Annotated in this window: 8 protein-coding genes; 7 read left to right on the plus strand and 1 reads right to left on the minus strand. The window is 33.3% G+C overall.

Features of this window, described 5'->3' with window-relative positions; all coding sequences use genetic code 11:
• The first annotated feature begins 2 nt into the window (after nt 1–2).
• From G5V56_RS02015 to G5V56_RS02035, 5 genes are all read left to right on the plus strand, one after another.
• Nucleotides 3–920: a tryptophan 2,3-dioxygenase family protein gene (locus G5V56_RS02015; protein WP_166960517.1), complete on the plus strand. Its 918-nt coding sequence runs from the start codon at nt 3–5 to the stop codon at nt 918–920.
• Nucleotides 878–2,209, plus strand: coding sequence for a M23 family metallopeptidase (locus G5V56_RS02020; protein ID WP_166960520.1), 1,332 nt, complete (start codon nt 878–880; stop codon nt 2,207–2,209). The genes G5V56_RS02015 and G5V56_RS02020 overlap by 43 nt, the downstream gene beginning before the upstream one ends.
• Nucleotides 2,209–3,828: a glucose-6-phosphate isomerase gene (pgi, locus tag G5V56_RS02025; protein WP_166960523.1), complete on the plus strand. Its 1,620-nt coding sequence runs from the start codon at nt 2,209–2,211 to the stop codon at nt 3,826–3,828. Before G5V56_RS02020 ends, pgi begins: the two co-directional genes overlap by 1 nt.
• 170 nt (nt 3,829–3,998) lie before the next feature.
• Nucleotides 3,999–6,734 (plus strand): TonB-dependent receptor, encoded by a 2,736-nt coding sequence (locus G5V56_RS02030; RefSeq protein WP_166960526.1) that lies wholly within the window; start codon nt 3,999–4,001, stop codon nt 6,732–6,734.
• 142 nt (nt 6,735–6,876) lie between these two features.
• Nucleotides 6,877–7,314, plus strand: a complete 438-nt coding sequence (locus tag G5V56_RS02035; RefSeq protein WP_166960529.1) for a hypothetical protein — start codon at nt 6,877–6,879, stop codon at nt 7,312–7,314.
• Between the two features lie 57 nt (nt 7,315–7,371).
• Here G5V56_RS02035 and G5V56_RS02040 read toward each other — a convergent pair whose 3' ends face one another.
• A complete protein-coding gene (locus tag G5V56_RS02040; RefSeq protein WP_166960532.1) occupies nt 7,372–8,418 on the minus strand; it encodes an endonuclease/exonuclease/phosphatase family protein in 1,047 nt (348 codons plus the stop codon).
• Nucleotides 8,419–8,554: 136 nt separating this feature from the next.
• Here G5V56_RS02040 and G5V56_RS02045 point away from each other — a divergent pair, with 136 nt between their 5' ends.
• Together G5V56_RS02045 and G5V56_RS02050 are read left to right on the plus strand one after the other, a co-directional pair.
• Nucleotides 8,555–11,368, plus strand: coding sequence for a TonB-dependent receptor (locus G5V56_RS02045; RefSeq protein ID WP_166960535.1), 2,814 nt, complete (start codon nt 8,555–8,557; stop codon nt 11,366–11,368).
• Between the two features lie 12 nt (nt 11,369–11,380).
• Nucleotides 11,381–12,814: a DUF5689 domain-containing protein gene (locus tag G5V56_RS02050; protein ID WP_166960538.1), complete on the plus strand. Its 1,434-nt coding sequence runs from the start codon at nt 11,381–11,383 to the stop codon at nt 12,812–12,814.
• Nucleotides 12,815–12,819: the final 5 nt, after the last annotated feature.

The raw sequence follows: 12,819 nt of genomic DNA on the forward strand, positions 1-12,819 counted from the left end.
ATTTGAAAACAAAAACAACTGATCAACTTAGAGAGAAATATAATAAAATAGAACAAGACTTAGATGTTCATTTAGAAGGATTGTTATATAGCAAACCCATTACCTATTGGGATTATATTCAAACAGACGCACTTTTAAATCTTCAAATAACGCGTACGACTTTGCCCGATGAAAATGTTTTCATCATGTATCATCAAATTAATGAGCTATTGTTTAAAATGATTCTTAGCGAAATTGAGCAGGTGGCAAAAACAGAAGAGGTAAGTGCCGTATTGTTTTCGTCAAAAATGATGCGCATCAGTCGTTATTTTGATATGCTTACTTCATCTTTTAGTATTATGAAAGATGGAATGGATGTTGAGCAATACAACAAATTCAGAACCACCTTAACGCCTGCAAGTGGTTTCCAAAGTGCTCAGTACAGAAAAATTGAGTTTGCGTCAACCGAACTTATTAACCTTATTGATAACCGTTTTAGAGAAACCATAGATAGAAATTCATCCTACGAAAATGCTTTTGAACATTTGTATTGGCAGGCAGCTGGGAAAGATTATAAAACAGGAAAAAAAAGTTATACATTAACAGTTTTTGAACAGAAATACAAAGAGGAATTTATTAGATTTACAAAATTTTATAACACACATAATTTGTGGACTAAGTTTAAGTCTTTGCCACAAGAAGAAAAAGAGAATAAAGAATTAATAAAAGCCATGCGACATTATGACTATACGGTCAATATAAAATGGGTTATGGCACATTATAATACAGCAAATCATTATTTAAATATTGGTGGGCAAACCACCGAAGCAACAGGAGGAAGTGAATGGGTAAAGTATATGCATCCAAAATATCAAAAAAGAATATTTTTTCCAGATTTATGGACAGACCAAGAATTACGGGATTGGGGAACAGAAGTTTAATACTAATTTTAATAGCAATATCTTTTTTTAATTGTAAAGAAAAAGAACAACAAAATTTAAAAAACGAACCCGACGATTTGGCCGTTGTTGAGCCAGAGGAAGTTCACGAGTTTGGGTTTAATTTAAATGATTATGTAGTTAAACGAGATACTGTAAGAAACGGTGATACCTTTGGGGACATTTTAGAGCGCAATAAATTAGGATATCCTAAAATTTTTAATATTGTCCAAAAAGCTAAAGATACTTTTGATATTGCCAGAGGGTTACAAGTAGGAAAGCCCTATACTTTGCTTTGCTCTAAAGACTCATTACAAGAACCAAAATGTTTTATTTACCAGCCAACTCTTGAGGAATATGTGGTGATTAACTTTCAAGATTCCATACATGCTTATACTAGCAGGAAACCAATTACTTATATTGAAAAAACGGCTACAGGAGTGATTAAAACAAATATTTCTGAAGCTCTAGACGAGCAAGGGTTAAGTTTACGTTTAGCTTATAAAATGGCCGATGAAATTTATGCATGGACTATTGATTTCAATAGACTTCAAAAAGGAGATAAATTCAAAGTTATTTACACAGATAAGTATATTGATGATTCTATTTATGCTGGGGTTTATAATGTTAAAGCCGCTTATTTTTTACATAACAACGAACCCTTTTATGCGTTTCAATTTGAAACAGATAGTTTAAAACATATAAAGGATTATTTTAGTGAAGACGCAAAAAACCTCCGACGTGCTTTTTTAAAGGCGCCTGTTCAATTTAGCAGAATATCATCTCGATATAATTTAAGAAGACGTATTGCTTATTACGGAAATAAAATCAGACCACATAAAGGAACTGATTTTGCAGCCCCAGTTGGAACACCAATCATGGCAACTGCTAATGGTACTGTAACAAAGGCAAGTTATACAAGTGGTAATGGTAATTATGTGAAAATAAGGCATAATGCAACTTATGAAACACAGTACCTCCACATGCAAAAACGAAAAGTTAAAGTAGGGCAGTTTGTAAAGCAAGGTGATGTTATTGGTTGGGTTGGTATGACAGGGAATACAGCAGGTCCTCATGTATGTTACCGGTTTTGGAAAAACGGAAGACAAGTCGACCCGTTAAGAGAAAAACTACCTGAGGCTGAACCGATTTCAGAGTCACTTAAAGCAAAGTTTTTTGATTTTATAAAACCTATAAAAAAACAGTTAGACAGCATTCCTTTTAAAGAGATAAAAGAGGAAAGATTAGAAGATAAAAACCTTGAGAATAATTTAATTTCACAGATAAAATAATGGCATTTCCTAATATAAACCCAACAGAAACTAATTCATGGAAACATCTTCAAAAACATTTCAAAGACATGCAAGATGTTCAAATGAAAGATTTGTTTTATGAAGACAAAAATAGAGCAGATAAATTCACCATTAAATGGGATGATTTTTATGTTGATTTTTCAAAAAATAGAATCACTGAAGAAACATTAAGCCATTTATTGCAGTTAGCTGAAGATGTTAAATTAAAAGAAGCCATTCAGAGTCAGTTTTCAGGAGAACTTATAAATCAAACAGAGGGAAGAGCAGTTTTACACACTGCATTGCGAGCACCAAAAACGGCTAATTTTGAAGTTGATGGAGTTAATGTAATGCCAGAAATTTATCAGGTAAAACAAAAAATTGAAACCTTTACGAATGAAGTTGTTAATGGAGATAGAAAAGGATTTACAGGAAAATGTTTTACCGATGTTGTAAATATTGGTATAGGAGGTTCTGATCTAGGACCCGCAATGGTAGTTGAAGCATTACAATTTTATAAAAATCACTTAACCACTCATTTTGTTAGTAATGTGGATGGGGATCATGTAAATGAAGTTATAAAAACATTAAACCCAGAAACGACGCTTTTTGTTATTGTTTCAAAAACATTTACAACACAAGAAACGTTGTCTAATGCGAACACCATTAAGGAGTGGTTTTTAAAAACTGCTCCAGAAGATGCTATCGCAAAACATTTCGTAGCCGTTTCAACCAATATTGAGCATGTTAAGTCTTTTGGAATTGATGAAAACAACGTGTTCCCTATGTGGGATTGGGTTGGAGGTCGTTTTTCTCTTTGGAGTGCGGTTGGATTATCAATAAGCTTGGCTGTAGGCTATTCTAATTTTGATAGTTTACTTGAAGGCGCTCATAAAATGGATACTCATTTTAAAAATGAAGACTTCAAAACTAATATTCCGGTAATTTTAGCCTTGATAAGTGTTTGGTATAATAATTTCTTTAGCGCTGAAAGTGAAGCAATTATTCCGTATTCTCAATACCTGAATCAGTTCGCAACTTATTTGCAACAAGGTATTATGGAAAGTAATGGTAAAAGTGTAGATAGAAATGGCAATCCTGTAGACTATCAAACAGGTACTATTATTTGGGGAGAGCCAGGAACAAACTCTCAACATGCGTTTTTTCAGTTAATACACCAAGGAACCAAATTAATTCCTGCTGATTTTATTGGGTTTACAAAATCGTTGCATGGTAATCAAGACCATCAAGACAAGTTAATATCAAACTTTTTAGCACAAACAGAAGCCTTGTTAAATGGAAAAACTAGTGCTGAAGTAAAAGCCGAAGGAGCTAGTGAGACGTTGTTACCGTTTAAAGTATTTGCAGGTAATAAACCAACCAACACGATTTTTATTAATAAACTAACTCCAGAAAGTTTAGGAAAACTTATAGCCATGTATGAGCATAAAATATTTGTGCAGGGTGTTATTTGGAATATTTTTAGTTACGATCAGTTTGGTGTTGAATTAGGAAAGCAATTAGCGAGTAAAATTTTAAAAGAATTTAACAATTCAACGGTTAATAAACATGATTCTTCAACCACCAATTTGTTAAATTATTACAAGAACTTATCATAACCGCATTAATAGCTTGCTAAATCGGTTTTTTTCTAATTTAAATAGTGTTAAGATTGCGTTAATTATTATATACACAATTGTTAATATTTATTAACATAAGGGTAATATTAAAAATAATATTATGCTTATTTTTGCTTCACTAATTCAAGTATTTAATATTTATTAAAATTATGAAAAAAACTACTCAATTTTTATTGTTAACTGTAGCTCTTGTTTTTTCTACAGTTGCCATGGCACAAAGTACTATTACAGGTACTGTAATTGATGCTGAGGTTAATGCACCACTTCCTGGTGCAAACATCATAGAAAAGGGAACTACAAACGGTGTTTCTTCAGACTTTGATGGTAAGTTTACTTTAACAACTAAAGCTACTTCAGGACAGATTGTAGTATCTTATGTTGGTTACGGATCTGTTACTTTATCTTTTAATGGAAGTCAAGATCTAGGTCAGATTACTTTATCAGCTGATAATTCTTTGGGTGAGATAGTAATTGTAGGAATTGCAGATGTTGCAGTAGATAGAAAAACACCTATCGCTGTTTCTTCGATTAAAGCATCAGAAATTGCTTTAAAAGTAGGAAACATGGAATTTCCTGAAATTATGAACAGCACACCTGGTGTTTATGCTACAAAAACAGGAGGAGGATACGGTGACTCAAGGATAAGTTTAAGAGGTTTTGATCAGACGAATACATCAATTTTGATTAATGGTCAGCCCGTTAATGATATGGAAAACGGATCGGTTTATTGGTCAAACTGGCAAGGTCTTACAGATGTGGCTTCTGGAATTCAGATTCAGAGAGGTGTTGGAGCATCAAGATTGGCGGTACCTTCAGTTGGTGGTACAATATCTATTTTCACTAAAGCTTCAGAGCGTACTCAAGGAGGTTCTGTAGCTCAAGTTATTGGTAATGATGCTTACACTAAAACAACAGCATCTTACAGTACAGGTCAAAATGATAAAGGTTGGTCTAGTAGTTTCTTATTATCTAAATGGTCTGGTGATGGTTATGTAAATGGCACCAAAGGATCAGGATGGACTTATTTTGCAGCGGTTGGATATGCTCCAGAAGGGTCTAAGCACGAATTTAACTTCTCTTTCTTAGGTGCTGGACAATGGCATCACCAACGTTCTTCTTGGGTATCTATCCGTGATTACCAAAACTTTGGTGATAGTGGAATCGACAGAAAATGGAACACTGACGCTGGATTTTTAAATGGTGAAGAGTTCAACATGAGAAGAAACTTTTACAACAAACCTTTAGCTACCTTTAACTGGGATTATGAAATAACTGATAACATTAAATTAGCAACGTCATTATACGGTTCTGCCGGTCGTGGTGGAGGTACTGGTCCAAGAGGTAATAATTTCCGTAATAGTGATATCGACTTATATCCTTTTAATATCGACTTAACGGAGCACTTAAATAATAGAGGTAATGGTGCAGCCTCAAGAAACCCTGACGGATCAATCAATTTTGATAATGTAGTTAATGTAAACAGAACTACTACAACCCCATACTCTGGAGCAATAAGCGGCTATAACGGTCTTTTAATTGGATCTAATGGATTTAGAGATGATGGTGTTAACAGAGCTGTACTTGTTAGAAGAGCTTCAATGAACTCTCATGACTGGGTTGGAATGATTTCTAATTTAGATATCAAAACAGGTAAAATGAGATATAGTGTTGGTGTTGATTTACGTGATTATACAGGTTATCACTACCGTGCTTTAGAGAACCTAATGGGCTTAGATGCTTACTATTCTACCGGTAACCAAAATAGTGCAGGCGAAATTATTGAAACGACTATCGATGCATCTCCTTTCAAGAAAACTGGTTTAAAAGGACCAAAAATTGATTATTATAACATTGGTTATGTAGGATGGCAAGGTTTTAACGGGTTAGCAGAATACTCTGGTGATTCATTTACTGCTGTATTACAAGGTGGATTATCAAATCAGTCATTCCAAAGAGAAGATTTATTTGATCAGCCTACCAATCCTTTAAGTAAAAAGAAAAATGTTGGTGGTGGCTACATAAAAGGTGGTGCCAATTATAACCTTAATGATGCTAATAATGTATTTTTTAATGCTGGTTATATTAGTCGTCAACCAAACTTTGATGCAGTATTCCCTGGTTTTGCAAATGACATTAATCCAGATCTTCAAAACGAAAAAATCACTTCTTTTGAAATAGGTTACGGATTGAGATTACCATCATTTACAATGAATATAAACTTATATACAACAAAATGGGGTAACCGTTTTATTTCTAGAAGTTTTACAATTGATGGTGGTGCTACAGGTACAGCTCAGTTTAAAAACATTGAAGAATTACACAACGGATTTGAATTAGAAGCAAACTATACACCAACCTCTAATTTGAAGTTAAAAGGAATGTTATCTATAGGAGATTGGAAATATACTAAAGATTTTACATCAACATTGTTTGATGATACCAATACACAAATTGGAACAGGAACCCTATACACTAAAGATGCTAAAATAGGTGATGCTGCTCAGTTTGTTGCTTTCATGCAAGCAGATTATAGTGTTAGTGATCATTTAGCCTTTGATTTAGGTTGGAGAAATGTTAATAACCTATATGCTGATTACAGTATTCTAGATTCTGATTTTACGCAACCTGATAATAAAGGTGCATTGAAACTTCCTGCTTATAATTTAATTGATTTAGGTGCTACTTACCGTTTCAATTTATTTGGAAATAATGCTTCAGCTAGATTAAATATCAATAACTTATTTAATGAAGAATATATTGCAGAATCAAATACTAACATTCATGCAGATGGATCTAACCCAACTTACAAAGGTATTGATGTTAGAAACTCTGTTTGGTTTGGATTTGGAACTACATGGAATTTCTCTTTAAGATATAATTTCTAATATAGTCTTTATTTAAAATTTTAAAAACCGCTTCATTTGAAGCGGTTTTTTTATATATACATATTGCTTCACAATTTAAAATAGATGAGTATTTATTTAATTACTACATTTGTAATTCAATAAAAATTAAAAAAATTATTCGATGTATAATACTGTCATAACAATTCATTCCTATTGGGCCTATGTAGTCCTTATAGTTTTACTAATAGCTGTAATAAATGCCATATACAAAAGCGTTGCAGGTAAAGAATACGAAGCTAGAGATTTTAGAATTTCACTGTTTACTTTAATCGTATCGCATATTCAATTGCTTATTGGTTTTGTACTGTATTTTGTGTCTCCAAGATTTGATTTGTGGAGCGAGTTAGGAGGAAAAGTAATGAGTAATTCATTAGCAAGGTTATACCTTGTAGAGCATCCTTTTGTAAATATTATTGCTGTTACTTTAATAACTATTGGTTATTCAAAACATAAAAAGAAGTTAACTTCACAATCTAAATTGAAAATAATAGCTATTTTTTATACCATAGCGTTGGTGTTATTTTTATCGCGTATTCCTTGGAGCACTTGGATGGGATAATAGTTAAAAGATTAAAATTTATAGTATGGCCTATCAGAAGTTTAAATTCTGGTAGGCCTATTTAATTTCTTTAATTACATAAACATACACAGGAAAATGGTCGCTATAGCCTCCTGTAAATCCTTCATATCCCCAACTTCTATAAGGATATCCTTTGTATTGTCCACTTTTTTGAGTTAAATAGGATGCGTTAAAAATGCCTGCTTTAAAAAACTTGTAGGTAGAAAAGTCTTTATCGACCCACGGTTCTGTCATCATTATTTGGTCAAATAAACTCCATGAATCTCTGTAAGCAGTTGTTCCCAAGCCATTTCTATAGAAATTCTCATAGGGGTTATATAGTCCTTTAAATCGTACTTTAGTCTTCTTTCTTTTGGTTTTTAATACATCTTTGACGCTCGGACTTGTTGGGTCATCATTTAAATCGCCCATGATAAAAACCTTAGCATACGGATCTATAATTTGAAGTGAATCAACCAAATGCTTAGTAAGCTTTGCTGCTGCAATCCGTTTAGGATTACTGTTGATGCCTCCGCGTCTTGAAGGCCAATGGTTAACAATAATATGAATAAGATCTCCATCTAATTGTCCACTCACTAATAACTGATCTCTAGTAAAAACACGTTTTCTGTTATCATCATAAATCTTTAATTCATGACTACTTGAGGAAATTGGAATAAAAAGATTTTTTTGGTATAACAGAGCGACATCAATACCACGAATATCAGGTGACGGATATTGAATAATCCCATAATCCTTTTTATATAACAAAGAATCATTTATAAGAGTTTCTAAAACTTCTCTGTTCTCAACTTCTGAGACTCCAATAAGGGCAGGCGTATTATGGGTGTCTGTAAAACCAATATCAGCAATCACTTTTGCCATATTGTGAATCTTCTCTTTATAAACTTTAGAACGATTGGTTTTAAGTTCCATAATAGGACTAGACTCATCAAACTTAGTAGGGTCATTAATAGTATCGAACAAGTTTTCCAAATTATAGAATGCTACTGTATGTATTTTATAGGTTTTTTTGGCTTGAGCTTTTATTGGAGATAAAGAACTTAGCAAAAGGAGAACCATAATACACTTTAATAGTTTCATGAATAGCGGATAAGATTAACACTATTTTTATTACAAAATATAATTAAAAATAATATAATTTGTAATAAAAATGTTAATTTGTGACATATAAAAAATCTTTTTAACAAGAATAAGGGGTGTAAATACAAAATTAAACATGAAAAGTAGGTTGTTTATTTTTTTGTGGGTTACTTTATTTACGGGTGCAACTTTTGCACAAGAAACACTAATAAAAGGGAGTGTAAAAGATGCTATTTCTTTTGAACCTCTTCAAGATGTTACTGTTACTATTGAAGGTACTGAACAGACTACTAAAACCAATGCTTTAGGAGAGTTTTTGTTTTCTTCTAATATTCCATTAGGCGAACAAGTTTTAAGGATAGACAAAGACGGATTTATTAGTAAAAGATATCCTATAACGGTTAATGAATTTAAAACGGTAAATATTACCGATATGACTTTGGAATATGATAATGTTGCGGCGCAAAACTTATTTACTATTACATTATCGGATGATGAATTGGATAATGACGAAAATGGATTAGGTAATATTTCTGGTTTATTGCAGGCGTCTCTTGATGTTTTTCAACGTACTGCAGCTTTTGAGTTTAGTTCGTCTTTTTTTAAAATACGAGGGTTAGATTCTGAAAATAGTTCCATTTTGATTAATGGTATAGACATGAACAAAATTTATAATGGTCGTCCGCAATGGAGTAATTGGGGTGGATTGAATGATGTCTTACGAAATCAGGATCTTACTTTTGGATTACAGCCATCCAGTTATCAATTTGGAGGTATTTTAGGCACAAACAATATCAATGTAAGAGCATCAAAAATGTCTCCTGGAGGACGTGTCACGTATTCAAATAGTAATAGAAGTTATGCCAATAGATTTATGGCAACATATGCTTCTGGGTTATTGAAATCAGATTGGGCGTATACGGTGTCTCTTGGCAGGCGCTGGGGTAACGAAGGATATCAGGAAGCAACGTTATATGAGGCCAATTCGTTATTTGTTTCTGTTGAAAAAGTTTTTAATGATACCCATAGTTTGAATTTTACAGGCATATACGCGCCTAACCGAAGAGGAAAGTCGTCTCCTAATACGCAAGAGGTTTATGATTTAAAAGGAATAAAATATAATGAATATTGGGGTTGGCAAGAGGGTAACAAACGAAACTCACGTATTAAAGAAGTGGTTGAACCTATTTTAATGTTAAACCATTATTGGACTATAAATAGTAAAACAACTTTAAATACCAATATCGGTTATCAGTTTGGGAAATTTGGAAATAGTCGATTAGCCTATGGAGGAGCAACTCGTATTGTAACTGCTGACGGTCAGGAATCGTTTGAAAGTGGCGGACGAAATCCAAGTCCTTCATATTATCAAAAACTACCGAGTTATTTTGAACGTAATTTCCCTGATGATTTAGAATTTGCTTACGGTGCCCAACAAGCTTTTTTAAATGATGGACAAATTAATTGGCAAAGTATGTATGATGCCAATATGATTAATGCGACTCAAGGGAAAAATTCGACCTATATGCTATATGAAGATAGGGTAGATGATAAACAGTTAACCATAAATTCTATCTTAAATGCTGAATGGAATGAGCATATATTAGTTGATGCATCCATAAATTATAAGAAACTAAAGTCTGAAAATTTTGCAGAGGTTTTAGATCTTTTGGGGGGAACAGGGTTTTTAAATGTAGATAGTTTTGACGGCGTTCAGTTCAATTTAAAAAACCCAAATACTATTGCTGGTGAAGGAGATACATACGGATATCATTATAATATGTTGGCTAATGTGCTTTCTGCATTCGCTCAAATGCAATTCAACTACAATAAAACCGATTTTTATGTTTCAACAAGTTTAACCAATACTCAATACCAACGCGAAGGATTATTTCAAACTGAAACTTTTGCGGATAATTCTTTTGGAAAAGGCGAAAAACTATCTTTTTTAGGGATAGCCACCAAAGCGGGCTTCACGTATAAACTAACAGGAAAACACGTATTTAATGTGAATGCAGGCTATATTACCAAAGCGCCATCTATAAGAAATAGTTATACGAACTCGAGGTCAAATCATAATATTGTTCCTAATATTTTAGAAGAAAAAATAAGCACGGTTGATGTTAATTATATTTTTAGATCGCCGACTATTAAAGCAAAACTTACAGGCTTTTATACGCAACTAAAAAATGCCAATGAAATTTCATTTTTCTTTGCTGATGGAATTGGTAATATTATCGCCGATTCAGGAACACAACAATCGGGAACTGATGACACCGAATTTATTCAAGAAATTTTGCAAGGCATCAATAAAAACCATTTAGGGGCTGAGTTTGGTGTGGAATTTCAGGTGACACCCACAATAAAGCTAAAAGGAGCAGGATCTTTTGGGCAATACACTTATGCTAATAATCCCGATTTGTATCTGTCTTCCGATAGATTTGAGAATGTGTATTTAGGGAAATCCTATTTAAAGAATTACAAACTGGCTGCGGGTCCACAGCAAGCATATTCAGTAGGGTTTGAATATAGAGACCCCGACTATTGGTGGTTTGGTGCTACGGTAAATTTTTTCAAGAATACGTATGTGGACATAAGTCCGCTAACACGAACTAATAATTTTTATACGGATGTTGATGGCTTACCTTTTATTGATTATGATGAAAATTTAGCCAAAGCATTATTAAAACAAGAACGCTTTGATGATTATATGGTGGTTAATTTAATTGGTGGAAAATCTTGGAAAATAAAGCAATACTATATTGGGCTTTTTGCAAGTGTGAATAACCTGTTAGATGAAGTTTATAAAACAGGCGGATTTGAACAAGGAAGAAATGCGAATTACAGACAATTAAGAGACGATCAAGCTTTAGATAAACCTGTTTTTGGTTCTAAATATTGGTACGGTAGAGGGACTAATTATTTTATGAATGTATATGTTAGATTTTAAGAATTAGAAAATATGAAGGCTAGATTTTTAAGTATTTTGGTTAGTATCGTGTTTATGTTGTCTTGCGTGAATGACGACGATTACAGCATACCAACTCCAAAAGATGGAGATAACATAACAATTCCAGCAAATCAATTAACCACCTTTAAAACCTTATATTCAAGATATGCGCAAGCAGTTGCAAATGGTAATGCGATAGCTATTATTGATGAAGAGGAAGATTTATATGTTGAAGGGTATGTGATATCCAGCGATCAAGCAGGTAATTTTTTTAAAGAACTCATCATTCAAAATAAAGTAGATGATAGCAATCCGGACGACGACCCAAGATTTGGTATACGAGTAGATGTTAATGTAGGAAGTTTATCTGATACCTATGAGTTTGGAAGAAAAGTGTATATAAAATTGAATGGCTTAACCATAGGTGAATCTAATGGTGTGTTAACGCTTGCCAAAGGCGAAGACCAAAATTTAGAACAAATACAGGAATTTGAATACAGAAAGATACTTATTAGAACTTCCGAAGTTGTTGAAATTAAACCCAAAGTAGCCTCTTTGATGGATTTAACTGAAGCAGACCAAAACACGTTAATTCAATTAAACAATATGCAACTTAATAGATTTGAGCTTGGCGCAACCTATGCCAGTGAATCCTTTGATGAATTTGATGGTTTTAGACTGTTGGAAAATTGCGATTCGGGTATTTCTATTTTTTTGCAGACTAGTACGTATGCAGATTTTAAATCACTCATTGTACCACAAGGGAAGGGTAGTGTTACAGGTATATTTAGTAGAGATTTTGGTGATGATTTTAATGTGTTCATCATCAATAGTGCAGCAGATATAAATTTTGAAAGTAATGAACGCTGTGACCCTATGGAATTAAATTGTGGGTTAGCCACGACATTAGGTTCAGCGAATTTGCTAACGGAAGATTTTGAATCTCAAAAAAATAATAAGCCCATAGAAATTGATGGTTGGACCAATTATATTGAAGCAGGAAGCGAAGCATGGGAAGCCTATTCGTCAACATCATCTAATGCATCGTTAGGGCGGTCGGCTCGATTTCAATCGGCAAGTTCTGGTGATGAAAGTAACATAGGTTGGCTCATAACACCAGCAATTGATTTAGATACTCATCAAGGTGTAACATTGCGTTTTAAAACTTCTAATAGTTTAGCCGATAGTAGTTTTATGGAGGTTTTATATTCGCTTGATTGGGATGGTACTGAAGCCAACATAACATCTGCAACATGGGGCGTGCTTTCTGCGGCTTATGTGGTAAAAGATACCGATTCTTTTGTGCCTTGGTTTAACTCTGGTAGTGTCGATTTATCCTGTGCTTCAGGCACTATGTATATAGCCTTTAAATATACGGGTAGCGGACAAGATAATTTTGATGGCGTTTATGAATTGGATGATATTAGTATTGATTATGTGCCTTAATGTTT

The sequence above is a fragment of the Yeosuana marina genome, assembly GCF_011762485.1.
Classification (GTDB): domain Bacteria; phylum Bacteroidota; class Bacteroidia; order Flavobacteriales; family Flavobacteriaceae; genus Yeosuana; species Yeosuana marina.